The 24,552-nt window shown below is 67.4% G+C and carries 27 protein-coding genes and 2 tRNA genes; 10 read left to right on the top strand and 19 right to left on the bottom strand.

The features are described 5' to 3' along the window. Positions 1–31 precede the first annotated feature (31 nt). Together Q1K09_RS04505 and Q1K09_RS04500 are read right to left on the bottom strand one after the other, a co-directional pair. Positions 32–463 (bottom strand): TA system VapC family ribonuclease toxin, encoded by a 432-nt coding sequence (locus tag Q1K09_RS04505; RefSeq protein WP_300343622.1) that lies wholly within the window; start codon positions 461–463, stop codon positions 32–34. After that, positions 460–717, bottom strand: coding sequence for a hypothetical protein (locus tag Q1K09_RS04500; RefSeq protein WP_300343620.1), 258 nt, complete (start codon positions 715–717; stop codon positions 460–462). The genes Q1K09_RS04505 and Q1K09_RS04500 overlap by 4 nt, the downstream gene beginning before the upstream one ends. A 31-nt stretch (positions 718–748) precedes the next feature. On the opposite strand from Q1K09_RS04500, the gene Q1K09_RS04495 reads away from it, so the two are divergent. Then, positions 749–1,381 (top strand): hypothetical protein, encoded by a 633-nt coding sequence (locus Q1K09_RS04495; RefSeq protein WP_300343618.1) that lies wholly within the window; start codon positions 749–751, stop codon positions 1,379–1,381. Positions 1,382–1,437: 56 nt separating this feature from the next. Here Q1K09_RS04495 and Q1K09_RS04490 read toward each other — a convergent pair whose 3' ends face one another. Continuing rightward, a complete protein-coding gene (locus Q1K09_RS04490) occupies positions 1,438–2,715 on the bottom strand; it encodes an endo-1,4-beta-xylanase (protein WP_300343617.1) in 1,278 nt (425 codons plus the stop codon). 128 nt (positions 2,716–2,843) lie between these two features. On the opposite strand from Q1K09_RS04490, the gene Q1K09_RS04485 reads away from it, so the two are divergent. Beyond that, positions 2,844–2,916 (top strand) — tRNA-Arg (locus tag Q1K09_RS04485). A 17-nt stretch (positions 2,917–2,933) separates the two neighbouring features. On the opposite strand, the gene Q1K09_RS04480 is transcribed toward Q1K09_RS04485, so the two are convergent. Continuing rightward, positions 2,934–4,433, bottom strand: a complete 1,500-nt coding sequence (locus Q1K09_RS04480; protein WP_300343707.1) for a SulP family inorganic anion transporter — start codon at positions 4,431–4,433, stop codon at positions 2,934–2,936. A 136-nt stretch (positions 4,434–4,569) separates the two neighbouring features. On the opposite strand from Q1K09_RS04480, the gene Q1K09_RS04475 reads away from it, so the two are divergent. Then, positions 4,570–4,698 (top strand): hypothetical protein, encoded by a 129-nt coding sequence (locus tag Q1K09_RS04475; RefSeq protein ID WP_300343615.1) that lies wholly within the window; start codon positions 4,570–4,572, stop codon positions 4,696–4,698. Positions 4,699–4,768: 70 nt separating this feature from the next. On the opposite strand, the gene Q1K09_RS04470 is transcribed toward Q1K09_RS04475, so the two are convergent. From Q1K09_RS04470 to Q1K09_RS04460, 3 genes are read right to left on the bottom strand one after another with little or no spacing between them, the layout of a single operon-like run. Then, positions 4,769–5,941, bottom strand: a complete 1,173-nt coding sequence (locus tag Q1K09_RS04470; RefSeq protein WP_300343613.1) for an O-antigen ligase family protein — start codon at positions 5,939–5,941, stop codon at positions 4,769–4,771. Continuing rightward, positions 5,884–6,765: a hypothetical protein gene (locus Q1K09_RS04465; RefSeq protein ID WP_300343612.1), complete on the bottom strand. Its 882-nt coding sequence runs from the start codon at positions 6,763–6,765 to the stop codon at positions 5,884–5,886. The genes Q1K09_RS04470 and Q1K09_RS04465 overlap by 58 nt, the downstream gene beginning before the upstream one ends. Further along, positions 6,762–7,835, bottom strand: a complete 1,074-nt coding sequence (locus Q1K09_RS04460; protein ID WP_300343610.1) for a polysaccharide biosynthesis tyrosine autokinase — start codon at positions 7,833–7,835, stop codon at positions 6,762–6,764. Before Q1K09_RS04460 ends, Q1K09_RS04465 begins: the two co-directional genes overlap by 4 nt. Positions 7,836–8,195: 360 nt before the next feature. Here Q1K09_RS04460 and Q1K09_RS04455 point away from each other — a divergent pair, with 360 nt between their 5' ends. Continuing rightward, complete coding sequence (locus Q1K09_RS04455; RefSeq protein WP_300343608.1) at positions 8,196–9,059, top strand: EamA family transporter; 864 nt, start codon at positions 8,196–8,198, stop codon at positions 9,057–9,059. A 122-nt stretch (positions 9,060–9,181) separates the two neighbouring features. Here Q1K09_RS04455 and Q1K09_RS04450 read toward each other — a convergent pair whose 3' ends face one another. From Q1K09_RS04450 to Q1K09_RS04430, 5 genes are all read right to left on the bottom strand, one after another. Then, entirely contained in the window at positions 9,182–9,385 is a 204-nt protein-coding gene (locus tag Q1K09_RS04450) for a cold-shock protein (RefSeq protein WP_300343606.1), read from the bottom strand. Positions 9,386–9,558: 173 nt separating this feature from the next. Then, on the bottom strand, positions 9,559–9,873 hold the full coding sequence (locus Q1K09_RS04445; protein WP_300343604.1) for a DUF6457 domain-containing protein: 315 nt from the start codon (positions 9,871–9,873) through the stop codon (positions 9,559–9,561). Between the two features lie 37 nt (positions 9,874–9,910). Next, positions 9,911–10,432: an HNH endonuclease gene (locus Q1K09_RS04440; RefSeq protein WP_300343706.1), complete on the bottom strand. Its 522-nt coding sequence runs from the start codon at positions 10,430–10,432 to the stop codon at positions 9,911–9,913. 175 nt (positions 10,433–10,607) lie between these two features. Beyond that, the gene (locus tag Q1K09_RS04435) at positions 10,608–11,507 is read right to left on the bottom strand and encodes an NlpC/P60 family protein (protein WP_300343601.1); all 900 of its coding nucleotides are present in this window, start codon (positions 11,505–11,507) and stop codon (positions 10,608–10,610) included. A 319-nt stretch (positions 11,508–11,826) separates the two neighbouring features. Then, the gene (locus tag Q1K09_RS04430; protein ID WP_300343705.1) at positions 11,827–12,552 is read right to left on the bottom strand and encodes a metal-dependent transcriptional regulator; all 726 of its coding nucleotides are present in this window, start codon (positions 12,550–12,552) and stop codon (positions 11,827–11,829) included. A 148-nt stretch (positions 12,553–12,700) separates the two neighbouring features. On the opposite strand from Q1K09_RS04430, the gene serC reads away from it, so the two are divergent. Further along, on the top strand, positions 12,701–13,816 hold the full coding sequence (serC, locus tag Q1K09_RS04425) for a phosphoserine transaminase (protein WP_300343599.1): 1,116 nt from the start codon (positions 12,701–12,703) through the stop codon (positions 13,814–13,816). A gap of 11 nt (positions 13,817–13,827) precedes the next feature. Here serC and Q1K09_RS04420 read toward each other — a convergent pair whose 3' ends face one another. Together Q1K09_RS04420 and Q1K09_RS04415 are read right to left on the bottom strand one after the other, a co-directional pair. After that, positions 13,828–14,163 carry a DUF3027 domain-containing protein gene (locus Q1K09_RS04420; RefSeq protein WP_300343597.1) on the bottom strand — a complete coding sequence of 112 codons (336 nt, stop codon included), beginning with the start codon at positions 14,161–14,163 and terminating at the stop codon, positions 13,828–13,830. Positions 14,164–14,186: 23 nt separating this feature from the next. Next, on the bottom strand, positions 14,187–14,570 hold the full coding sequence (locus tag Q1K09_RS04415; RefSeq protein WP_300343595.1) for a cold-shock protein: 384 nt from the start codon (positions 14,568–14,570) through the stop codon (positions 14,187–14,189). Between the two features lie 115 nt (positions 14,571–14,685). On the opposite strand from Q1K09_RS04415, the gene Q1K09_RS04410 reads away from it, so the two are divergent. From Q1K09_RS04410 to Q1K09_RS04395, 4 genes are all read left to right on the top strand, one after another. Continuing rightward, positions 14,686–14,925 (top strand): hypothetical protein, encoded by a 240-nt coding sequence (locus Q1K09_RS04410; protein ID WP_300343594.1) that lies wholly within the window; start codon positions 14,686–14,688, stop codon positions 14,923–14,925. A 101-nt stretch (positions 14,926–15,026) separates the two neighbouring features. After that, a complete protein-coding gene (locus Q1K09_RS04405) occupies positions 15,027–15,761 on the top strand; it encodes a response regulator transcription factor (RefSeq protein ID WP_300343592.1) in 735 nt (244 codons plus the stop codon). A gap of 44 nt (positions 15,762–15,805) precedes the next feature. Beyond that, complete coding sequence (locus Q1K09_RS04400) at positions 15,806–17,365, top strand: HAMP domain-containing sensor histidine kinase (RefSeq protein ID WP_300343590.1); 1,560 nt, start codon at positions 15,806–15,808, stop codon at positions 17,363–17,365. Positions 17,366–17,536: 171 nt separating this feature from the next. Further along, positions 17,537–17,827 (top strand): WXG100 family type VII secretion target, encoded by a 291-nt coding sequence (locus Q1K09_RS04395; protein WP_300343589.1) that lies wholly within the window; start codon positions 17,537–17,539, stop codon positions 17,825–17,827. 107 nt (positions 17,828–17,934) lie between these two features. Here Q1K09_RS04395 and groL read toward each other — a convergent pair whose 3' ends face one another. After that, the gene (gene groL, locus Q1K09_RS04390; RefSeq protein WP_300343587.1) at positions 17,935–19,572 is read right to left on the bottom strand and encodes a chaperonin GroEL; all 1,638 of its coding nucleotides are present in this window, start codon (positions 19,570–19,572) and stop codon (positions 17,935–17,937) included. Between the two features lie 334 nt (positions 19,573–19,906). Then, positions 19,907–20,545: a LytR C-terminal domain-containing protein gene (locus Q1K09_RS04385; protein WP_300343585.1), complete on the bottom strand. Its 639-nt coding sequence runs from the start codon at positions 20,543–20,545 to the stop codon at positions 19,907–19,909. A gap of 186 nt (positions 20,546–20,731) precedes the next feature. Here Q1K09_RS04385 and Q1K09_RS04380 point away from each other — a divergent pair, with 186 nt between their 5' ends. Continuing rightward, positions 20,732–21,427 (top strand): uracil-DNA glycosylase, encoded by a 696-nt coding sequence (locus Q1K09_RS04380; protein WP_300343584.1) that lies wholly within the window; start codon positions 20,732–20,734, stop codon positions 21,425–21,427. A 60-nt stretch (positions 21,428–21,487) separates the two neighbouring features. Here Q1K09_RS04380 and Q1K09_RS04375 read toward each other — a convergent pair whose 3' ends face one another. The 3 genes from Q1K09_RS04375 to Q1K09_RS04365 all read right to left on the bottom strand — a co-directional run bounded on the left by Q1K09_RS04375 (position 21,488) and on the right by Q1K09_RS04365 (position 24,484). After that, complete coding sequence (locus tag Q1K09_RS04375; RefSeq protein WP_300343583.1) at positions 21,488–23,443, bottom strand: threonine/serine exporter family protein; 1,956 nt, start codon at positions 23,441–23,443, stop codon at positions 21,488–21,490. 162 nt (positions 23,444–23,605) lie between these two features. Continuing rightward, positions 23,606–23,679 (bottom strand) — tRNA-Val (locus tag Q1K09_RS04370). 118 nt (positions 23,680–23,797) lie between these two features. Further along, complete coding sequence (locus tag Q1K09_RS04365) at positions 23,798–24,484, bottom strand: SDR family oxidoreductase (protein ID WP_366908983.1); 687 nt, start codon at positions 24,482–24,484, stop codon at positions 23,798–23,800. Between the last annotated feature and the right edge of the window lie 68 nt (positions 24,485–24,552).

The raw sequence follows: 24,552 nt of genomic DNA, 5'->3' as shown, positions 1-24,552 counted from the left end.
TCCCCTCCAGTCTACGGGCGGCCGGGGACGCTCAGTCCTGGGCGAGTACGGTGGTGCGCACCGAAGGGTGCCTGCGGCCCAGTTCGGCGTCGAAGGTCACTAGGGTGTGACGGCCCGCCTGGGCGAAGGCCGCGAGGTAGTCATCTGTCCAGAGCTTGTGGCTGCCCTCATTCCGAGAGGACATAGTCCGCCACACCGCCTCTGTTTCAGCAGGCTCCTCAGACCAGATCACCCGTGCATCGGCCGCGAGCTGGTCCATCACCTGCCACGCCTGAGCACGGGTGAGAGCGTCCTCCCCCAGCACCGCGGGAATGGTGAGCAGTCGCAACAGGGACATTTGGGTGATGCGGCAGAGAACAACCGGGCCATCGGTGCCGTCGAACCATCGTCGCGCCGCGGAGTGGTGCGTGTGTCTGCCCCACACTCCGGCGAGCCAGACGTTGACATCAGGCAGGCAGCTCATCGCTTCAGCTGTTCGGCCTCGTCATGATCAAGGATCTCCGCAAGATCTCGGTTGGTGTAGGTGACGGCGGGCCGCTCAGAATCACTGCCCACCAATGGAAGCGACACGCGACCATGTGGTGCCCCGCTTCCCGGGGCGGCCACCTCCCGCTCCAGCAGGCGGACAAACATCTGCTTGAGAGACTCGCCCCGCTCTGCAGACCGCGCCTTAGCCCTACGCATCAGATCGTCTGGGAGATCAACAGTGGTGCGCATAAAAACATATTAGCATCCCGCGTGGTGCTGCGTGCCTGAGATGATGGGGGCCATGTCCAAACGGAGGAAGAAGGCGCGCGGAAACCCGCAGCAGCCAGGCGGCCGGGCTCCAAGGTCCCGGCAGAGGATCCCCCGGCCGGCGCCGGAGGAGCAGAGCTCGCCGCGCATCCTGGTCTACGTTCTGCTGGGCGTCGCCGCCGTGATGGGACTGTACCTGCATGCCTACGCCATGCCGCAGCTGACGCACTTCGCCCAGGGTTTGACCATGCCCGATGCCCGGGCAGGCGGCTACAGCGCCGAAGAGATCGCGGCACTGCAGGAGGCGATGGAGGACCAGGCGGCCGGGCAGCTGAGCTTTGTGCACAAGACCGCCGGCACCATCTTCCCGGTGGCGGTCTTCCTGGCGGCCTGGGCAGCACTGGGACTGCTCGCCCGCGGCCGGTGGCGGTGGCTGGTCCTGGCGGCGGCCGCGGCGCTTGCCGCCGTGGACATTACGGAGAATGTGCTGATTGACCAGGCCCTGGGGCAGGTTCCGCCTGATCCGCAGCTGGTGGGCTGGGCCTCGGCGTTCACCACCGCCAGTTGGGTGCTGCTGGCGTTAGTGGGCGCCGCGGTGGTGGCCGTGGTGGGGCGCGATGCCCTGGCGCAGCGCTCCGGCAGATAACGACCCCGGCGTGCTGATCACCGGCCTCTCCACTCGCTTTCCCAGGATGTTGCTGCTCAGGCCAGCATCTGCACGCTGAGTTCTGCGTTTCCGGAGGTCTCGAGGCTGAGCTGGGCGGACTCCCCGCCGGCGGTGACCCGGTAGTCTCCGAGGAAGCCGCTGAACCGGATGCGCCCCTCGTCGTCGGCGCGCAGCGCGGTCTCCGGCAGCCACCACTCGGAACGCAGGAGTTCGCGCAGCCGGTGGTAGGCCGGCTTCGGGGTGCCGTCCCGGCGCAGCATCCCTCCGGGTGCGTTGAGCCACATGCCGCGATCGGGCAGCCCCCAGTAGGTGATGGCCTCCACGCTGGGGTGGGCCACCAGGCGGCGGTAGTGGGCCTCGATCTCCTCAGCCTGGATCTCCTCGCCCTCCGGCGTCGAGGGCCAGTCTTCGGCGCTGACCTGCCAGTCGTTGAGATCCACAATGTGTTCGGGCACAGCGGAGCCGGAGAGGATGGTGGTTTCGGTGAAGTGCAGCGGAATGTTGTACCGGGAGAACCGCTCGAGCACCTGCTGTGTCTTCTCCTCACCCCATGGGCCTTGATGCATATGGGACTGCAGGCCGAGCTTGTCGATCCGGATACCGGCCTCCAGGGCAGCTTCGATCAGACACTCGTAGGCGGTGGACATGTCGAAGTCGTTCAGCAGAAGGGTGGCCCGCGGATTGGCGGCGCGGGCCTCCTCGAAGGCGATGCGCATCATTTCCACCCGGCCTTTGACGTGGGCCAGCCGGGTGATCGCGTTGTCCTCAGCGGTGAAGACCGGCATGATCACCACCTCGTTGATGGCGTCCCAGGTGTCGATGACACCGGCGAAGCTGGTCACCTCCCGGCGGATGCGGGCACGCAGCAGCTGCTCGACCTCCTCCAGAGGCTTCTGCAGCAGCCAGGGTGCGGAGACCGTGTGCCACACCAGCGGGTGGCCCTTGGTGCGCACTCCGTGCTGGGCGAACCATTCGGCGGTGCGCAGCAGTTCCTGGGTGCGGTCGGCGCCCTGCTCGGGTTCGAAGCTTCCCCAGTAGAAAGGGAGGGTAACGGTGTCGAAGAGCGCCAGCCAGTGCTCGGCGAAGGCGTCGTCGTACTCCGGGTCCCGGGAGCGTCCGTTGACCCAGTCGATGAGCTCGAATCCCGTGCAGCCGAAGCTGAAGGCATGGCGAACCTGCTCCACGGTGACCTCGACTCCGCTCAGCGGCTCGCCGTGGGCGTCGGTGAGGGTGACGGTGGCCTCGCAGCGCCGGTGGGCCAGGCTGGGGTCGGGGGTGCGGCCGGGCGCGGGCGGGGTGAACAGCGGACTCATGCCGCCAGTCTATGTGAGCCGCCTCACGCTGGAGATGGTGGGAAGCCGGCCGGCCGCCGGAAAGAATAGGGACGACGGCGGCTGACGCTGCGGCGAAGCGAGCCGGTAGGATGGTCCGGTACGTCTTGGCCTCAGTAGCTCAGGGGATAGAGCACCGCTCTCCTAAAGCGGGTGTCGCAGGTTCGAATCCTGCCTGGGGCACGAACCCGGCTGGGTACTCAGTGCCCGGCCCCGAGATTTCCGCTGAGCCGGTCGTGCCGTGCCGCACTGTGGGGATCCATACCCACGATGGTGACGTTCTTTCCCTTGGCCTCGTACTTGGTGACCACGGCATCCAGCGACGCCACGGTGGAGGCGTCCCACAGGTGGGCCTGGGACATATCGATGATGATCTCCTCGGGATCCCCGGTGTAGTCGAACTGGTAGACCAGGTCGTTGGAGGAGGCGAAGAAGAGCTCGCCCTCCACCCGGTAGACCCGCTGGTTGTCCTCATCGCTGCGGTCCAGCCGCACCACGCGGGTGAAGTGCGCCACCCGCCGGGCGAAGAGCACCATGGCCACCAGAACGCCGATGCCCACGCCGTAGGCCAGGTTGTGAGTCCATACAGTGACCACCACCGTGGAAAGCATCACCGTGGTCTCCGATTTGGGCATGCGCCGCAGAGTGGCCGGGTGAACGCTGTGCCAGTCGAAGGTGGCCCAGGAGACGAAGATCATCACGGCCACCAGCGCCGCCATGGGGATGATGGCCACCACGTCCCCGAGAGCGACCACCAGAACCAGCAGAAAGATGCCGGCCAGGAAGGTCGACAGCCGCGTGCGCGCGCCGGAGGCCTTCACGTTGATCATGGTCTGCCCGATCATGGCGCAGCCGCCCATGCCGCCGAAGAAGCCCGTGACCATATTGGCCACACCCTGCCCCCAGGTCTCCCTGGTCTTGTTCGAGTGCGTGTCGGTGACGTCGTCGACCAGCTTGGCCGTCAGCAGGGATTCGAGGATGCCCACCAGCGCCATCGTCAGGGCGAACGGGAAGATGATCCGCAGAGTCTCCAGGTTCCAGGGAACATCCGGGATGAGCAGCTCCGGCAGCGAGTCCGGCAGCTCACCCTCATCCCCCACCGTCGGCACCGCGATGGAGGCCGCCACTGTGATGATGGTCAGCACCACAATGGTCACCAGCGGGGCGGGGATCACCGTGGTCAGCCGCGGGAAGAGGAAGACGATCAGCAGACCCAGGATGACCAGGGGGTAGACCATCCACGGCACATCCGTCAGGTGGGGGATCTGGGAGGTGAAGATCAGGATGGCCAGCGCGTTGACGAAGCCGACCATCACCGAGCGGGGGATGAAGCGCATGAGTTTGGCCACGCCGACGGCGGCGAGCAGGACCTGCAGCACGCCGGCGAGGATCACCGTGGCGACCAGGTAGTCCAGGCCGTACTCGCGCGCCACCGGAGCAACCACCAGAGCGATAGCGCCGGTGGCAGCCGAGATCATCGCCGGGCGGCCTCCGACCAGAGCGATGGTGACCGCCATGGTGAACGAGGCGAACAAGCCCACACGGGGATCGACGCCGGCGATGATCGAGAAGGCGATCGCCTCTGGGATCAGCGCCAGCGCGACGACGAGGCCGGCCAGGGCTTCGGTGCGCAGCCGACGCGGTGACTTCAGAGCCGCCAGGATGGAGTGGGAGCGGTCCACCTCCGGCGCCCCGGACACAGGCTGCGGCACCGGGGCAGGATCGGAGAGAGGGGCGTCAGGCACAGAAGTCTCCTTCGGGACATGGCGGACTGCCAGAACGGCGGGGGTGGGATTCGGCGGCCGAGAAGCCGCCGTCGACGAACCCTACCCTAACGTGACGGTAGAGCCCTCCGGCCGCACCGCCGGTGGTTTTCGGCTCTACACCCAGCATGACGTCGAACGTCTGCTGCTGCCCGCCGATGAGTTCATCCAGGGGCTGCAGCTGCACACATCCGCTGAGTGAGTCCGCGCTCCTGCCGGCTGCCCGGTGCTGCGCAGGAGAACCTGCGCAGCGGCTCAGGCGAATCCCGCGCTCAGCGCAGAGAACGATGGCGACGTCGTCGTGGACTTCCGAGCGCATTGTCCGAGTCCCGATGTGGACCCCGGCGAGCGCGGGCCAGGGCGAAGAAGATGGTGAACAGCGCGAACATCGCGAACTGGTTGTAGTTGAAGAACAGGAACTCGGTGGGCGAGGCCACAGCGAAGATCACCATCACCATCAGAAGGGCCATCCCGGTGCGTCGGTCAGCGCCGCGGACATAGAGGTAGGCCCAGCAGGTCGCGCAGCTGAGCACCGCCAGCAGGATCAGCAGGCCCACGATCCCCAGATCCACGGCGGTCTGGATGAAGGAGTTGTGGAAATGGGCGATCTCATAGTTGTTGAACTCCGGCACGTACAGGCTGGGCTCGGCTCCATAGCCGCTGTGGAAGTAGGCGTTGAACCCCCAACCGCCCACCGGGCGTTCGGCAATGGCGTCCATGCCCCATTCCCACAGCACCGTCCTCCCCGTCATCGTGGGGTCTCTGCCCAGCAGCTGGACCATCGGCTCCCACACGTGCCAGGTGAGCAGGCCCAGCGCCAGACCTGCTGGCCCGGCCACCACCAGCAGGGCGGTGCCGGAGACCCGGGGCACCAGCAGACGGGCGGCGGGCACCGCCGCTGCGGCCAGCAGCTTCAGCGCCAGGCCGGTGGCTGAGCCGGTCAGCAGCACCCAGAGGGCGAAGAGTGCGGCTGCCGATGCTCTCCGCAGCCCGCGCAGCAGGGTCAGCGCCAGCGCCAGACCGATCGCGCCGTAGAATCCGGCCATAATGTTGTGCGGAAAGAATCCGCGCAGCCGCTCCCCGCCCAGAAAGTTCTCCCGGGCGTGCGGATCGTAGTCGAGCACCTGCCCATACCCCACCGCCGCGGCCGCCAGTCCGGCGATGGTGAGCACCAGCAGCACTCTGAGGAACAGGCGGACGATCTGCCCAGGAGTCTTCTCCATGGCCAGCAGATAGGCGACCGCAATATTGCCCGCCGCCATCGCCCCATGAACCAGAGACTCGGTCACGGCGACCGACCAGGCCGCACTGAGGACTATGTAGAGCCCGATGCCGGCAGCCACCAGCAGAAGCAGGGAGTCCCGGCGCCGTGCAGTCGCCAGCATCACTACGGCCAGCAGGTGCAGCAGGATCCAGCTGATGGAGAACACAGTGTTATCCCCCACCACTCCCGGTGAGGCCACCGGTATGAGCACCACCGCGTTGACGCCCAGTGTGCAGGCCACATAGGCGTGGAAGAACAGCGATCTGAGCCGCCCGCCCGGGCCGGGCTCCTCGGCTGTGCGCCTCGCCGCGGGCGCGGCCTCTCCAAGGGCAGCAGCTCACCAGTGCGCTCGCCGATGCGTTCGGAAAGCCGCAGCGAGGCCCGGTGGATGCGGTCCACGGTGTGGACGATCTGCCGGCTGCACACCCGGTAGACGGTGTCATCGCGCTGATAGGGGTCCACGATGCCCTCTGGGCGGGGCTCTGAAGCCGGCGTCAGGCCACGACGCCGTCCGGCCTGGGCGATGATCCAGCTCAGGCGCAGGCTGACCGGCCAGCCGCTCCACTGCTGCGGCAGCACCGGCAGACGGTCTGCCACATCATCCAGCAGGGCGGCGAACTCCGTGAGCATGAACGTCCGCGAGGCTGCCCGCGACACCAGCCTGACGGCGGCGGCGCGGTGCTCAGCCGCTGCGGTGAGCACCAGATCGGCTCCGGCGACCATCGGGGCTGTCAGCTGCTTGGCCCGGTGGGCAGCCGGATCCCCGCCGTGGTGCCGGGACAGCAGCGCGGCATAGGGGTCCATAGATGCACCGTGCAGCGCCTCCACTCCGGCGCTGCGGATCTGCAGCCGCTCCGCCAGGGCCGGGGCAAACTTCTCCGCGCGGGCGCGCAGCAGCTGCTCGGCCATCCGGGAGCGGCAGACATTGCCGGTGCAGATCACCACTGTGCGGAAGACCTCCGGCGGCGCCGCCGGAGCGCGCTCTGACGCTGGTATGCGCCTCATCGGACAGGCCCTGCGGTGTAGGAGTAGGTCTGCTGGTAGCGGCCGTTGAGGTGGACATCCGGCCCCCGGGTGGGCAGCCGGGTGGGCACCACCCCGAGCAGCTGCGCTTTGACCGTGGCGAGGCATTCCACCGATTCGGCCACTTCTGATTGGCTGACCCGCCCGGAGGCCACCACCAGGATCGCGCCGCAGGTCAGCGCGGCCAGCATGGCTGCATCGCTGACCGGAAGCAGCGGCGGGGTGTCGAAGAGTAAGACGTCGAAGTCTTCATGCATCTGGTGCAGCAGCCGGTTCATCCGCTCGCTGCCGAGCAGCTCATTAGGGTTGGGCGGCTCCGTCCCGGCGGGCAGCACCGCCAGATCATCGGGGCCCCACCGCTGAATCACGTCCTCCAGCCGGACGCCTCCGGCCAGCACATCGGAGAGTCCCACCGCGCCCTCCAGCCCCAGGTCCTCGGCCACTTTGGGGCGGCGCATATCGGCATCCACCAGAAGCACCCGCTCCCCGGATTGGCGCAGACTGATGGCCAGGTTCACCGCCGTCGTCGACTTTCCCTCCCCCTGCACCGAGGAGGTGATCACAAAGCTGCGGGAATGCGCATCAGGGTTGAGGAACTGCAGGTTGGTCCGCAGTGTGCGGAAGGACTCGGCGCGGGGGCTGCACGGGTCCGCCTGCATCACCAAAGGGCAGGCGGAGGCGCCCGGGTCCTCGCCGATGCCGCCGAGCACCGGCGCCTGGGCGGCCTGGCGGATAGCCTCCACGCTGCGCAGCCGGGTGTCGAGCATCTGGCGCAGCGCCAGCAGCCCGATCCCAGCGGAGATGCCCACCACCAGGCCCAGGCCGAGGTCGATCAGCGGCTGCGGCGAGGAGGGGTCTTCCGGGACGGCGGCCTGCTGGATCCTGGTCAGGGTCAGCGATGTGGAGTCCGCCGCAGCCTGCGGAGTCACCCGGCGCACGCTCTCCTGCAGACTGGAGGTGATGCCGTTGGCGATCGCGGCGGCGCACCCCGGGACCTCATCGCTCACCCGGATCTGCAGGATGACCGTGCCGGTCTGGGTGGCGACCTCCACCTGCTCGGCCAGCTCCAGGGGCGTCTGCGGCAGGTCCAGGTCATCGATGACCGGCGGCCGCCAGGCAGGTGACGACGACGGCGGCCACCAGCAGCCAGCCTCGACGCAGGATTCGAACGTAGTCTCGCAGTTCCACGGCCGTGAGTCCTCCCTCTGTGCGGGACCGCCCGCAGGGGTGCAGCCCGAGCTTTGAGCATAGGCCGCCGTGGGAGGTTTCAGGCCCGAAACCGGGGTGAGACGAGGGGTGATGCGAGGGTGAGTGCCCCAGGCCGGCTGCATCCGGGGCCGCGGGACCGGCTGCGGGCGACGACGCCGGGCGGGGCCAGCCGTTGGTAGGGTGCCGGTTGTGGAGACGACCGGATGAGCGCCGCGGCGCTGGCTATGGTGCTCGCCGCCGCGATCTTCCACGCGGTGTGGAATTTGGCGGCCAAGACCTCACGCGGCGATACCACCGTATTCGTCTGGCTCTACTACTCCCTGGGATGCGCGCTCTGCCTGCCCGTAGGCCTGACGTACATGCTCTTCAGCGAGGTCAGCTATGGCTGGGAGCTGCTGGTCGCCTCGGCCGTGACCGCAGTGCTGCATGTCTGCTATGCCATGCTGCTGCAGACCGGGTACCGGCGTGCCGAGCTGGGCGTGGTCTATCCGGTGGCCCGTGGAGTCGGGCCGATGCTGACCATGGTGGTGGCCGTGTGCCTGCTGGGCGAGCGTCCGGCGCCACTGGCGCTGGTGGGTGGTCTGGCGGTGATCGGCGGGATCCTCATCGTCACGGGGCGCAGGCTCTTCCAGCGCGCCTCCGGACTGGGCACCGGCCTGTTCTACGGTGCGGCCACTGGGGCGGCGATCGCCACCTATACGCTCTGGGACAACTTCAGCGTGAACACCCTGGGCATTGAGCCGATCCTCTACTTCGGTCTCGGCGGGTTCTTCCAGGCGGTGCTGATGCTGCCGTGGGTGGTGCGCCGCCGGACAGAGATCAGGCGCACGTGGATGCTGGATCGCCGGCCCGCACTGATCATCGCTGCGCTGTCGCCGCTGGCCTACATCCTGGTGCTCTACGCGATGACGACCACCTCGGTGGCGCTGGTGGCGCCGGTGCGGGAGTCCTCCATCATCATCGGAGCGCTGCTGGCCTGGTGGTTCTTCGGGGAGCGGGATCCGGTGCGGCGAGTCGCCGGAGCCGTGGTGGTGGCCTGCGGCGTGGGACTGATCGCGGTCAGCTGAGCAGTCCGGCGGCGACGACGTCGTTCGCTCACTCAGCACACACAAAGGCCCCGGTCCGCGCGGGGCGGGCCGGGGCCTCAGTGCGTCAGCCGCAGTCTAGTGACTGGGGCCTATAAGACTTTTCAGAGGGGAGTGACGTTCTCCGCCTGCAGGCCCTTCGGGCCGCGAGCGGTCTCGAACTCCACCTGCTGGTTCTCCTCGAGGGAGCGGAAGCCTGAAGCGTTGATTGCGCTGAAGTGCACAAAGACGTCATCGGTGCCGTCGGAGGGAGCGATGAAGCCGAAGCCCTTTTCAGCGTTGAACCATTTTACGGTGCCAGTGGCCATGATGTTTCCTAACTGTGTTTCTTGCGATACACCGATTTGTCGGTGCGTGACCCGCGTACACCTGGCCAGGTGCACGCGGAGATTTTCTTGAGGCCACTGGGGTGAAGCAATGACGTTCAATGGTCTAAGCCTACGCTACGCAGAGGCTTAGACCAACACCGCCGCAGGACTGCTCATCCCACAGCCGCCCGGCGGCGGTTCAGCAGCCGTTCGGCCACCCGCGTGGCGGCCCGGTGGCAGGTGGCGAAATCTGCTTGGCCGCTCGCCTCGGCCAGCCCTGCCACATAGCCGATGAGGAAGGTGGTCACCGGGCCCGCCGGGTCCACCACAGTGGAATCGGCGTAGTCGGAGATCCGCACCACCGATTCCACATCGACCTGCAGACCCTCCACTTCCAGGTGATGCACCAGTTCACGTATCCACAGCTCCAGCGCCTCCCGGGTGGGTGCACTCAGCGCATCGGCGGCGGCAGGGGTCTGTTCGGTCAATTCGGCTCCTTCGCAGGGGTGATCTCTGGCACGGGTCTCAGGCGGCCGCGCCGCTGCGCAGCTCAGGGCTGCTGTACTCCAGAAACGGCATCCATACCTCACGCGGGGCGTCCAGCTCGGCGGGCAGCCACATGTGATGAGGCGGCGCCTGCGGTGTGATCCGCAGCTGCCAGCCCAGCTGCTCGAGGGTTTTGTCGCCTTTGCGCACATTGCAGGGCCCGCAGCATGCCACCAGGTTCTCCCATCCGGAGTCGCCTCCGCGGGATTTCGGGATGACGTGATCCACCGTGGCGGCGGGCTTGCCGCAGTATCCGCACTGGCGGCGGTCCCGCCGCAGGATGCCTCTCCGCGAAGGCGCCGCCGGGCGGCGCCGCACCACCCGGACGTACTGGTGCAGCAGGATGACCGCTGGCCTGGGTGTCAGGGCGGAGGGGGAGACGATGGGACTGCCGTCCTCGGCCAGGATGCTTGCCTTTCCGCGCATGACCAATACAGCCGCCCGGCGTGAGGTCACCACACTCAGCGGCTCGTAGCCTGCGTTGAGCACCAGGGTGCGCATCATCGGTTCCTAACGGCAGCCACCGCGTCAGTGCCTGCCTTGAGGGCGAATACTGCCGGATTCACTATATCCCCGCCCCCGGTCACATCGTCCAATGTGAGCAGAAACACCTGTGGGGTGCGACCCTTCCGGATCGCACCCCACACGGTGAGTGTCCCTGGACTGAACCGTCCGATCAGCCCGGGCGGTGGTAGCTGGTCACCTGGTGCCAGCTTTCGTGCAGTCCGTGGACACGCACGCCGCCGCTGGAGGTAGTCGAGATGACCTGCCCATTGCCCACATAGATACCGCCGTGGCCGCCACCGTTGGAGATCACGATGTCGCCGGGCTGCGGGCTGGAGACCTGAGGCAGGCCCATCATGCCGTAGGTGGTGCGCGGGACGCTGATGCCGGCCTGGGCGTAGGCGTACTGGATCATGCCTGAGCAGTCCAATCCGGCTCCTGGAGTGGTGCCACCCATGACATGGGGAGTACCCAAAGTGCTGTAAGCAGCGCTGACGACTGCCGAGCCGCCGCCGGAGGGAGCCGAGGGCTGCTCGGCCTCGCCCGCGGTGGTGGCGCCGGTCTCGTAGGTCTGGGTCTGCGGCTGGCTCTGAGTCTGCTCCTCAGCCTGGGGCTGAGCCTGCTCCTCAGCCTGGGGCTGAGCCTGCTGCTGCGCCGGCTGAGCCTGGGTCTGCTGCTCCGCCTGGGGCTGAGCCTGCGGCTGGCTCTGAGTCTCGGTCTGCTGCTGAGTCTGGTGGGAGGCGGTGGTGGCCTGCACAGCCGGCGCCGGATCCGGCTGCGGAGCAGCCTCAGAGCTCACGGCCGGACGGTCGAAGGTCAGCTCGACGTCGCTGGAGGCGGTCACGGCCGCGGCGCTCTGCTGGGAGGCACGCTCAACATTCAGCTCGGAGGCGTTGAGCTGAACGGTGCTGGACTCACGGCCCTCATTGCTGGACTCAGTGGCGTTGGCGGCCACTCCGGTGCTGATCACCAGACCGGAGGCGGCGAGCACTGCCGCGGTAGCGCGTCCTGCGGAGGCGGCCTGAGCCTTGTTGGCTGCGCGGCGCCGCTCCCGGCGCGACATAGTCGTCATGTTGTCTGTCACTTGTTCTGAAACCTTTCCCTGCTGCTGCGGTAGTTCATCGAACGGTCCCTTGCCGACTTGCAGGGGCTCTGCCGGCGTCGGGCGTTCGGGGCATCTCGGACATCTGCCCCAAGCACGCGATCGACTTTATAACAGATTGATATAAATGTCACGCTCAGGTCACGGTGGGCGTGGCTCATCCCGAAGGTTTCCTGGGACTTCCCTGAATTTCCGTGGGGAGAGCGGCCGGAGACGCACGAAATGTCACAACTCCGCGACACGGCCGTCCAGTCTGTCACAGAAACGTTATAGATGGAAACTCGTGGGGCTATGCCTCGTTGACGAAGATGTGCTGGGCGACCTCCAGCGGCAGTTCGACCTCCAGGGCGCCGTCGTCATCCTCCACGTTCAGCAGCGCATAGGCCTCGGCGACCCCGGCGACGCTGAGCTTCGCGCCGGGCCGCAGTCCCACCTCCAGCAGCTGCTCCAGCACCTCCGGCTCCACCTGGATGGACTCCGCCAGGCGCTGGACCTTCCACTCCGCGGCGGCACCGCCCGGCTCCTGGGCGGACTGCAGCTCGGCCACCTCACGCAGCGTGGTCCGGGCCAGCATGGCCGGGTGCGCACCGCGGGTCACCCCCAGCTTCTCCAGCCCGGGGATCGGATTGCCGTAGGGGGACTCCACCGGATCCTCCAGGATCTCCACCAGCCGGCGCTCCACCCGCTCGCTCATCACATGCTCCCAGCGGCAGGCCTCTTCATGGATATAGGGCCACTCCAGTCCGATCACATCAGAGAGCAGCCGTTCGGCCAGGCGGTGCTTGCGCATCACCTGTACGGCCAGCTCGCGGCCGGTCTCGGTCAGCTCCAGGTGCCGCGACTCGGTCAGCCGCAGCAGGCCGTCGCGCTCCATGCGCGCCACAGTCTGCGACACCGTGGGACCGGAGTGCTCCAACCGCTCGGCGATGCGGGCCCGCAGCGGCACAATGCCCTCCTCCTCCAGATCGAGGATGGTGCGCAGGTACATCTCCGTGGTGTCGATGAGGTCGGTCAACGTGGGGCCTCTCCTTGGTACTGTGATCACCGTCGGCCGCTGGGGCGCCTGCGGAGCCGAGATGATTCTGCGGCTCACGCGTGCCACCAGCATATCTGCGCCCTGGTCGATGACTACTCCCGCCCGACCGACTCGATGAGGAGAGCCTGTGTCCGCTCCGGTGACGATCCCTGCCGACCTCCTTCCCGCCGACGGCCGCTTCGGCGCCGGCCCCTCCCGCGTCCGTCCCGACCAGGTGCAGGCACTCAGTGCCGCCGGGAAGACCCTGTTGGGCACCTCGCACCGGCAGGCTCCGGTGAAGAACCTGGTCGGCAGCATCCGAGAAGGCCTGGCCGAGCTGCTCCGGCTCCCCCAGGGCTACGAAGTGGTGCTCGGCGTCGGCGGTTCCACTGCGTTCTGGGATGCCGCCAGCTTCTGCCTGGTGGACTCCAAGGCCCAGCATCTGAGCTTCGGGGAGTTCGGCGGCAAATTCGCCAAGGCCACCGATTCCGCTCCGTTCCTGGAAAACTCCAGCATCCTGACCTCCGAGCCCGGCACCCGGCCGCGGCCGCGCCCTGAGGCCGGAGTCGACGTCTACGCCTGGCCGCAGAATGAGACCTCCACCGGCGTCGCCGCGCCGGTGCACCGGGTGGAGGGAGCCGACGACGGCGCCCTGGTGCTGATCGACGCCACCTCAGCCGCGGGCGGCCTGGCGGTGGACATCACCAGCACCGATGTCTACTACTTCGCCCCGCAGAAGAACTTCGCCTCCGACGGCGGCCTGTGGATTGCGGTGATGTCGCCGGCGGCCGTGGAACGGGTGGAGAAGCTGACCTCCCAGCGCTGGGTGCCGGAGTTCCTGAATCTGCGCACCGCGCTGGAGAACTCCCGGAAGAACCAGACCTACAACACTCCCGCGCTGGCCACCCTGGTCACCCTGGATGAGCAGATCCGCTGGATCAACGCCTCCGGCGGAATGTCCTTCGCCGCTGATCGCACAGCTGCCTCTGCCGGGCTGATCTACCGCTGGGCGGAGCAGCATCCCCAGGCGCGCCCGTTCGTGGCCGACCCAGCGGACCGCTCCGATGTGATCGTCACTGTGGACTTCGACGACTCCGTCGATGCCGCCGCACTGGCAGCCACCCTGCGGGCACATGGAGTGGTCGACGTCGAGCCCTACCGGAAGCTGGGACGCAATCAGCTGCGCATCGCCACCTTCGTGGCCACTCCGCCGGAGGATGTCTCAGCCCTGCTGCGCTGCATCGACTACGTGCTGCAGGCCTGAGGAACACAGCTTCAGGAGGCCGCTTCGGCGGCGGCCTTCTCGTCCTCGGTGACCCGTTCGGACCAGGGCACCCATTCCGGGGCCAGCAGCGCGCCCTCGCCGGGCAGCAGTCCGAGCTCGCAGACAGTGACTTTCTTGCTCCGCGGCGCCCGCGCCAGGGTGACGAACCACTCCCAGCCCCGGTAGCCGGGCTGCGAGGCGGCGAATCGGTGGGTGACCAGCCGGTCCCCTTCGGCCTCGGCGCGCAGGTGCTCGCCGATCTGCTCCCGCGGGGCGATCTCGATCAGGGCGGCCCGGGCCTCCTCCACAGCCTCGGCCAGCAGGGCATCCTTCTTATAGGCAGGCATGGTGTCCGTCTCTGTCGGGGCGGTCAGGCGTCGAAATCGTCGGCCACGCGGCGCAGCAGGGCGGCGATCTTCTTGGACTGCTCAGGCTTGGGGTAGTGGCCTTTGCGCAGCTGGCCCGTGGTGTTGTCCAGCAGGTTCACCAGGTCCTGGACCAGCTCGCCCATCTCCTCGGCGGGCTTGCGGGTGGCGCGCACCACCGAGGGCGCCTCACCCAGGATGCGCACGCTCAAGGCCTGCTTGCCGCGGCGACCGTCGGCCACGCCGTACTCCATGCGGGTGCCGGCCTTCACCGAGCTGGTGCCCGCCGGCAGGGCGGACTGGTGAAGGTACACCTCCTGTCCGTCATCGCCGGTCAGGAATCCGAAGCCCTTTTCGGCGTCGAACCACTTCACTTTTCCGGTGGGCACGTCTGTCTACCTCATCCTCTCTAGGGCCCGCACTGCAGCGGGGCGGTGGTGGGTTTCGCTGTAGATCTAGAACATACAGAGTACCCCTGAGTCTTCCCCAGTAGACTGCAGTGCTATGTCTTCTGCACCCGGCCCGGCCTCCCGGGCGACTCTTCTGGTCGGCGTGGCTGTGACCGCGAGCGCCTTCGCCGCCCTGCTGGTGATTCTGGGCTGCTATGCCGCGGGCTCGGATCCGCATCCGGGGCTGTACTGGCTCACGCTCTGGGGCTTTCCTGCCGGTTTCGCTCTGATGTGCTTATACGTGCTGCTCAGCGTGGCTCGCCGTCGTCGTCTCAATTCGACCGGGGGCCGGTGACCCTGCTGCACAGATGCAAGGGCACTGCAGCTCCCAGGCACTGACCGGGCGGCCAGCATGTGCTCAGCTGATCTCCAGGAAATAGGTGGACACTGGCGGTCGTGACTGAGAAAACTCCCGAAGCCAAGCTGCTCGTCGTCGACGACGAGCCGAACATCCGTGAACTGCTGGCCACCTCGCTGCGCTTTGCCGGCTTTGACGTCGCCGCTGCGTCCAACGGCCGTGAGGCCTTGGACACCGCCGAGGAGTTCCAGCCCGATCTGGCGGTGCTGGATGTCATGCTGCCCGATATGGACGGCTTCACCGTCACCCGGAGGCTGCGCGCCTCCGGCAAGCACTTCCCAGTGCTGTTCCTAACCGCCCGCGATGACACTGAGGACAAGATCACCGGGCTCACCGTCGGCGGCGACGACTACGTCACCAAGCCGTTCTCCCTGGATGAGGTGGTCGCGCGCATCAAGGCAGTGCTGCGCCGCACCGCGCCGTATGAGGATAAGGACGCGGTGATCGCCATCGACAATCTGGAGCTCGACGACGACGCCCATGAGGTGCGCCGCGACGGGGAGGTCATTGAGCTCTCCCCCACTGAGTTCAAGCTGCTGCGCTACCTGATGATGAACCCGAACCGGGTGCTGTCCAAGCAGCAGATCCTCGACCACGTCTGGGAGTACAACTTCAACGGGGATGCCTCCATTGTGGAGTCCTACATCTCGTATCTGCGCCGGAAGATCGACTCCGGCGCCGAGGGCGCCCCGGCCATCCAGACCAAGCGCGGGGTCGGGTATGTGCTGCAGACCTGGGAGCGCCGCCAGCGCAGCCAGGGCCTGAGCTCCTAGCGGCCGGCGGGCACCGCCGGCGGGCCGGGCTTTAGGATCGGGGTATGCGCATCTTCTCCGCAGCCAATCACGCCTGGCGGCGGGCCTCCCTGCGCACCCAGCTGGTCACCATCACCACCAGCCTGCTGCTGCTGACCCTGATCGTCACCACGTTCGTCTCAGCCTCCCTGTTCCGGCAGGAGCTGGTCCGCAGCATGGATGAGGACCTGCAGACCAACGCGGACGCCGTCTCCAGCTACCTCTACGACCTGCAGCGGGGCAATGAGCTGAACTGGGATGACCACCGGGCCGTGCTGCGGTTCTACGGATGGCTGCTCGATGAGGACGGCCGGCCTCTGCAGTCGATGCAGGCATTCAGCGAGGATGCCGATGCTCCGCAGATCCCCGCGCTGACCTATGAGCAGGCCTTGGAGCTGCACGGCGAATCCTTCGACGTGCCCGGGACCCGGCAGAATTCGCGGGGCTTCCGGGTCCATGTCCGGCCGCTGGTCAATGGGGAGGAGACCCTGATCATTGCGCTGCCGCTAGACAATGTGGCCACCTCCGTGGAGCGAGCCACATTCCTGGTGGCCACTATTGGGCTGCTGGCCACTCTGGGGGCCTCCATCATCGCCTACTCGCTGGTCACCCGGGCGTTCCGGCCGCTGCTGCAGGTGGAGAAGACCGCAGCGGCCATCGCGGACGGGGACTTCTCCCAGCGTGTGGAGACCACTGCGCCCCCGGAGACTGAGATCGGCCGGCTGGCCGGCTCACTGAATGTGATGCTGGAGCATATTGAGGCCGCATTCGACTCCAAGATCGCCTCCGAGCAGAAGATGCGCCGCTTCATCCAGGACGCCTCGCATGAGCTGCGCACTCCCCTGGTGACCATCCGCGGCTTCTCTGAGCTGTACCGGCAGGGCGGACTCGATGACAACCCGGACGCCGTGGGTGCGGCCATGGGCCGGATCGAGTCTGAGGCGACCCGGCTGGGTCAGCTGGTGGAGGACATGCTGACTCTGGCCCGGCTGGATGAGCAGCGGCCGCTGCAGATCCAGCCGCTGGATCTGAACATCATCGCTCATGAGACGGTGATGGACACTGCGGTCAACGCGCCGGACCGTGAGGTGCGAGTCATCGGCCTGGACGGCGGCGCCCCGCAGCCTGCCCCGGTCAATGGGGACGAGGGGCGGATTCGCCAGATCGTGACCAATCTGATGACCAACGCGCTGCGGTACACCCCGGAGGGCAGTCCCATCGAACTGGCTGTGGGCACTGACAGTCTCCTGGACGGCGAACCGGAGTCTGTCCTGGAGGTCCGCGACCACGGTGAGGGAATCGCTGAAGAGGACGTGGCGAAGATCTTCGAACGGTTCTACCGGGCGGACAATTCTCGCCAGCGGGAGACCGGAGGCACCGGCCTGGGGCTGGCGATCTGCGCGGCCATCGCCGCCCAGCACGGCGGCAGCGTGCGCTACTCAGAGACCGAAGGCGGCGGTGCCACGATGACCCTGCGCCTGCCCATGGCGGAGGCTCCGGAGACGGATGAGGACCATGAGCTCGAGGTCGATGAGGAGGATCTCGAGCAGCTGCGCAGCGCTGCCCGCGAATCCCGCGATCGGTAGGCGTGCCGGGACGCGCCTAGTTTTCCCCACCAGGACGCCGACGTGGCCGCCATGCCCTGCGCTCCCCACAGGCGTCGCTGCGATCCTGGGACTGACGTCCCGTCCCTAGCGTGAGTCCTGGGAGCCGCGGGGCTCCCTGACCCCAGGAACGCTTCAGGGAAGGAACTCGTCATGGCAGTCTTTCAGATCGACACCGCTGATCTTGCCGCCAAGGCCAGCACGGTGGAGGCCACGCTGAGCCGGATCCAGAGCGACGTCAGCTCTATGGAGAGCCAGCTGCGCCAACTGGAGAGCACATGGAAAGGCTCGGCCTCGGCCGCCTTTCAGGATGTGCTCACCCAGTGGCGCTCCACCCAAGTGCAGGTGGAGCAGGCGCTTGCCAGTGTGCGCCAGGCGATGGCCGTGGCCTCCCAGCAGTATGAGGAGACCGAGCAGGCCAACACCAAGATGTTCGGCTACTGAGGCAGCGCAGGCGCTCCGTACAGCCTGCCGCAGCGCACAGCGGACCCCAGACACGCTGAGGGCCCCGCAGGATCCACCTGCGGGGCCCTCAGTCGGTGCGGGGGCTGCTACATCATGCCGCCCATGCCGCCCATGCCGTCGTCCATTCCGGCACCGGCGCCGGCCGGCTGCTTCTCCGGCTTATCGGCCACCACTGCCTCAGTGGTCAGGAACAGCGAAGCGATGGAGGCTGCGTTCTGCAGCGCCGAACGGGTGACCTTCACCGGGTCGGCCACGCCGGCGTTCAGCAGGTCCTCGTACTCGCCGGTGGCGGCGTTGAGACCGTGTCCGGTCTGCAGGCCCTTGACCTTCTCCGCCACCACGCCGGCCTCCAGGCCAGCGTTGACGGCGATCTGCTTCAGCGGAGCCTCGACCGCGAACTTCACGATGTTGGCGCCGGTGGCTTCGTCGCCTTCCAGCTTCAGGCCTTCGAAGGCGCGGGCACCCGCCTGGATGAGGGCCACACCGCCGCCTGCGACGATGCCCTCCTCCACTGCGGCCTTGGCGTTGCGCACGGCGTCCTCGATGCGGTGCTTGCGCTCCTTGAGCTCCACCTCAGTGGCCGCACCGGCCTTGATGACGGCCACACCGCCGGCCAGCTTGGCCAGGCGCTCCTGGAGCTTCTCGCGGTCGTAGTCGGAGTCGGTGTTCTCGATCTCGGCCTTGATCTGGTTGACCCGGCCGGCGATCTCATCAGCGTCTCCGGCGCCCTCCACGATGGTGGTCTCGTCCTTGGTGACCACGACCTTCCGGGCAGTGCCCAGCAGATCCAGGGTGGCGTTCTCCAGGGACAGGCCGACCTCTTCAGCGATCACCTGACCGCCGGTGAGGATGGCGATATCGGCCAGCATGGCCTTGCGGCGGTCGCCGAAGCCGGGGGCCTTCACGGCCACCGACTTGAAGGTGCCCTTGAGCTTGTTGACCACCAGGGCGGCCAGGGCCTCGCCCTCGACGTCCTCGGCGATGACCAGCAGCGGCTTGCCGGACTGCATGACCTGCTCGAGGATGCCGATGACGTCCTTGACCGAGGAGATCTTGGAGTTGGCGATGAGGATGTAGGGATCCTCCAGCACGGCCTCCTGACGCTCGGCGTCGGTGACGAAGTAACCGGAGAGGTAGCCCTTGTCGAAGCGCATACCCTCGGTCAGCTCCAGCTCGAGGCCGAAGGTGTTGGACTCCTCAACGGTGACCACGCCCTCCTTGCCGACCTTGTCCAGGGCCTGGGCGATCAGCTCGCCAATCTGCTTGTCAGCAGCGGAGATGGAGGCGGTGGCTGCGATCTGCTCAGTGGTCTCCACCTCCTTGGCGGAGGCGAAGAGCTGCTCGGTGACAGCGGCGACAGCCTTGTCGATGCCGCGCTTCAGACCCATCGGGTCCGCGCCGGCAGCCACATTGCGCAGGCCCTCCTTGACCAGCGCCTGGGCGAGCACGGTCGCGGTGGTGGTGCCGTCGCCGGCGACGTCGTCGGTCTTCTTCGCGACCTCCTTGACCAGCTCGGCGCCGATCTTCTCGTACGGATCTTCGAGCTCGATCTCCTTGGCGATGGAGACGCCGTCATTGGTGATGGTGGGGGCGCCCCAGGACTTTTCGAGCACAACGTTGCGGCCGCGGGGGCCCAAGGTGACCTTGACAGCGTCTGCGAGGCTGTTCAGGCCCCGCTCGAGGCCTCGGCGGGCCTCTTCGTCGAATGCAATGGTCTTAGCCATATCGGCACATGTCCTTCCTGGACTTCAGTAGATTCGGACGGTCTTCGCGTCAATACGTCGAACCTGGAGTCAGATGCCCGCGACGGACGGCCAGCCCAAGCGTCACCAAGGGCTGTGGGGCTGCCTCTGCGGCTGCAGAGGTCCCCGGTGCCTCACCTGATGGGTTCGTCTTAGCAGTCTCGACACGAGAGTGCTAAGACAATTTTTAGCACTCTGCCCCAGAGAGTGCAAGGCGCTGGCCCCTTGTGCTCTCGCAGTAAGAGAGTGAGGCGGGACCCGCCCCGAGCCTCAGACCGGGGCGGAGCGAGCGAACGGAGTGCAAGGCGCTGGCGCCTTATTGCAGGCTCTCTGCCCCCACGGCCACGGCGATCACCTCATGGGCTGTCCAGCCGTCGCTGGCGCAGGTGGCTGCGCCCAGCTCCTCGGCGATCATCTGGGCCAGCTCCTCCTCAGCCGGGGGATGGACCACCACCGGTGCGCTCTCCCCGCAGGTGGTCCAGCCCGGGTTCCAGTTGTCCTGACTCACCACGTTGTAGCCGGCGTCCGTCAGCGTCTGCCGGACTTCCCCGGCTACCCCCGGGGTGCCGTCGAAGTTGTAGACGATCAGGCTGTAGTCCATATTGACGTCCTCGGCAGGCTCCTCAGCGCCCTCTTCGCCGGCGGCTTCCTCGCCGTCGGCCTCCCTGGCGCCGTCCGCCTCGGCCTCAGCTTCGGGGGACTCTCCGCCGTCGCCTTCAGCTGTCTGCTCCGGCCCGTTCTGCTCGGCAGCAGGAGTCTCATCACCGCCGGTCTGGGAGAGCACCCATGCCACGGCACCGATGACCAGCACGACGGCGACCAGCAGCCCGATCCACTTCAGGCCGCTGCCGGTGCCCCCGGAGGCAGCGGCCGCACCGGGAGCGCGGTGCTTGCCCACCTCATCAGACTTATACGGCGGGACGTCGTCGAACTCATCATGGGGGAACTGGGTCATCTCTGGATCCTCACATCGGTGCTTGCTCGGTCGTCTGCGCGGTCCGGCGGTACGCTGCACTGGCCCTGAATCGCTTCCGCCCCGGGCAACATCTCACCGGACATACTACGGCGGCCCGGCGTGTCCGGGGTGCACAAACGCACCGTGACCGGTAGGTCGCCGCCGGTTCATCGTAGGGTAGTGGCCGTGGCTGTCTCGTCTGAACTGATTGCACCGCTGGATCCGGGCTGGGATGAGGCACTGGCTCCGGCCGAGCCGCAGTTCCGCCGTGTGCGCGAGGAGATTCAGCGGCGCCGTGCGGCCGGGGAGCGGATCCTGCCGGCCCCGCAGAATGTGCTGCGAGCCTTTCGCCAGCCCTTCGACCAGGTGAAGGTCCTCATCATCGGCCAGGACCCCTATCCGACTCCGGGGCATCCGACGGGTCAGTCCTTCGCCGTCGCCCCTGACGTGCGCCCGCTGCCGCGCAGCCTGATCAATATCTTCGCCGAGCTGGAGTCGGATCTGGGCGTGCCCCCGAGTCCGCACGGGGATCTCACCGCCTGGGCGCAGCAGGGAGTTCTGATGCTCAACCGGGTGCTGACCGTGGCGGCCGGCGCCCCTGCCTCGCACCGCGGCATCGGGTGGGAAGCCATCACCGAGACGGCCGTACGCGCCCTGGTCGAGCGCGGCACACCGCTGGTCTCCATCCTCTGGGGAGCGCAGGCACGGCAGCTGCAGCCGGTGCTGAACGCCGGTGAGCACACCCGGGTGATCACCTCCGCCCACCCTTCGCCGCTCTCGGCCCGCCGCGGGTTCTTCGGCTCCCGCCCCTTCTCCCGGACCAACGCGGCCTTAGAGCAGATGGGCGCCGCGCCTGTGGACTGGCGGCTTCCCACAGTCTGACCAGGTGGGGCGGGCGCTGCCGGCTGACCGGCCCGGCGGGGCGGTCTGGATGGGCCAGGTTCAGCGTCGCCGGCCGCGGGACCGCTCATTGGACTGCAGCCCGGAGGTGAAGGGCCGCATGATCACATCGCCGAGCACAATGCCGGCCGCGATGGCCATAATGATGATCAGCGCGTTGAACAGCTCGAAGAGTCCGCCCATCATGGAGGCGGCGGTGTTCTCAATGGCGATCTGATACATCCCGCGGAAGACCATCAGGCCCGGCAGCATGAACATCATTCCCGGGACCGCCACCACCAGCTGGGGAGCGCCCAGCCGCAGGGCGATGACGCGTCCCAGCGCGCCGACCACTGCACCGCCGATGACCGGGGTGAACCGGTCCCCCAGCCCGATCAGCTCCCCGGCGTAGAGGCCGCAGAAGCCGATGGCGCCCACTGCTCCGGTGGGGATGATCAGCACCGGCCGGGACTGCTCCACGATGGCGGCCGCCGCACAGGCGAAGAAGACCAGCAGAATCAGCACCGGAGGCGGATAGATCCGAGTCAGCCCCTGGGCCAGCTCGGTCTGCACCACGCCGGCCAGATCAGCTCCGATCACCGCGGTCATGATCCCGGCGGTCATTCCCGCAAAGGCGATCATGGTGGAGACCAGCCGCCCGGCGGCAGTGAGGGGAAACCCGTTGATCGCGTCCTGGAAGGCACCGACGATCCGCACACTGGGCAGCAGAATCATCAGCCCGCCGGCGGTGACCATCGAGGGCGTGATGTTGGCTTCGAAGCCGAAGGCGGTCATGGCGAAGGCTGAGACCAGGAAGCCTCCGGCGGCCAGTGTGAAGAACTCCGGGACCCGCCACATGGTCAAGGTGCGGTTGACCCACAGCACCAGCAGCGTGGCCACAAAGCCCAGGACGGCGTCGAGCACCGGGGCGCCCAGGAAGCTGGCGAACAGGCTTGCGAACAGCGCGCCGGCCAGCGTCACCATCCACCGCGGATAGGGTTTGGGCTGGCGGGTGATCTCCTCCAACCGCTGTTCGGCCTCCGAGCGGGTGAGCCGGCCCTGGGTGATGTCTGTGACCAGCCGGTGGACCGCCGAGAGCGCGTTGAAGTTGTTGGACCAGGAGCGCACCACGCGCACCCGGGAGTAGGGGATCTTGCCCTCCGGAGCCCAGTTCAGGCTGATCGACTGGTTAGTGATGTCCACATCGGTGTTGCGCATCCCGAAGGCTGCGGTCACCGCAATGATCGAGGTCTCCACCTCCAGCGCGCCGGCGCCGTAGCGGAACAGCGCCTCGCCGAGGTCCAGCACAAAATTGATGGTCGCCAGCTGATCAGTCTCGGCGTGCAGCTCTCCCTGGACCGGGTTCTCATAGGGGGTGCCCGCCAGCCGATCGATGATCGACTCGTTGCCGGTCACCGGGCGCTCGGTCTGCATGATCTTGTTGAACACATGCTGCGGGTTGACCCGCCGGTCGAAGACAGTGCGGTCCAGCAGGTTGCCGCGCTTGGCAGGCTGGCGGCCCTTCTTCGGCTTGAACCAGGAGGGCCGCAGGACCGATCGGCGGCGCACCGGAACCGTCGGCAGCGGCATGGAGGGGCCGGTGGTCGCCGGGCCGGACTGAGCCGGGTGCATACCGGTGGAGGTGCTGGGCTCGGCGCTTTCGGCCAGCGAGAAGTCCTCGCTGAACTCATGGCGGGTCACCGCGTGCTCGGCCGCCTCTGCCTCCTCGGCTGCCCGAGCGGCTGCTTCGGCGTCGTACTCCTCCCACTCCAGCTGCGCCTCCTCCGCGGCGGAGCGCCAGGAGGCGGCTATGGAACCGGTCAGGGACTTGACGAAGCCCTCGTCCTCCTCGGTGTCTTCGGAGGGCTTGACCACCGAGATCAGGCTGGTGTCCGTGGGGGGCTCGGAGATCACCGGATCGATGGGCGTGGTGCTCTGCTGCTCCTCAGCAGGCGCGCCGGAGCCGGCCCCACTGAGCGAGGCTTCGGAAGACTGGGTGCTGGGTTCCCTCTCCGACATGGCTCCCTCCTGAGATCACAACAACCTTGGCCTAGGCTGCGGGGCAGAAGCAAGGCCGGCGCCGACGCCGAGCAGACCCGTCCGGGGGCGGGTCTGACACGGTGACAGCAGTAGGTCCAGACCTGAGATTCAGGCCGGCAGGAGGCAGATTGCCTCATAGAGTGGATCCGAATGGACTCGAACCATCGACCTCACGCGTGTGAAGCGTGCGCTCTAACCAACTGAGCTACGGATCCCCGGACTTCCTGACGGCGTGTGGCCGCAGAGCAGTGCCGTAAAAGACTAGCACCTGCCCGCGGAAGTCCCCAACTCGGCTCTGGCAGCCGACCCTGTGACCTCGGTCATGCCGGTGGCTCAGCTGATCGCCTCAGCGATCGGAGTCTCACCGTCGAAGAAGTTGACCGTCTGCCGCACCGCCGCGCCGCGCACAAGGCAGTGGCGGATTGCCTCGGCCACGTTCTCCCGGGAGGTGGAGGTGGCTTCCGCCCCGCCCTGGGAGCTGGTGGCTGCCGCACCCTCGGAGTCGGTGACCAGGATGGTGCCGCTGGCCGGCTCATCGGTGAGCTTTCCGGGCCCCAGGATGGTGTAGTCCAGCTCAGTGCCGCGCAGGTAGTTGTCCGCGTGGTGCTTGGCCTGTGCATAGGGGTAGAAGGAGCTCTCCGGGTCCAGGGTGCCGATGTCCACCTCGGAGCGGGAGTAGGAGACCATGATGTAGCGGCCCACTCCGGCCTGCTGTGCGGCATCCATGGTGCGGACGGCGGCCTCGTGGTCCACCGCGCGGGTGCGTGCCGGGTTCCCTCCGCCGGCTCCGGCGGAGAAGATGACTGCGGAGGCGCCCGCGAAGGCCTCAGCCAGCTGGCCGACGTCGGCCTGCTCAATGTCCAGCAGCACCGGTTCGGCTCCGGTGGCCGCCACGTCGTCGCGGTGGTCGGGGTTTCTGATCAGCGACTGCACGGCGTATCCGGAGTCGATGAGCTTGCCGGCTGCCAGCAGCGCAACCTTGCCGTGGCCTCCGACGATGACGGCTTTCTTCTCTGCCACGATGCACCTCTCAGGCTCGACGACGGCGGCGGCGACCGCCGACGCTGCGGCGGCTGCTGATCATGCAC

This window comes from Nesterenkonia sp. (assembly GCF_029265375.1).
Classification (GTDB): domain Bacteria; phylum Actinomycetota; class Actinomycetes; order Actinomycetales; family Micrococcaceae; genus Nesterenkonia.
Note: the sequence above shows the minus strand (reverse complement) of the source record. Positions and strands in the feature narration are given on the sequence as shown.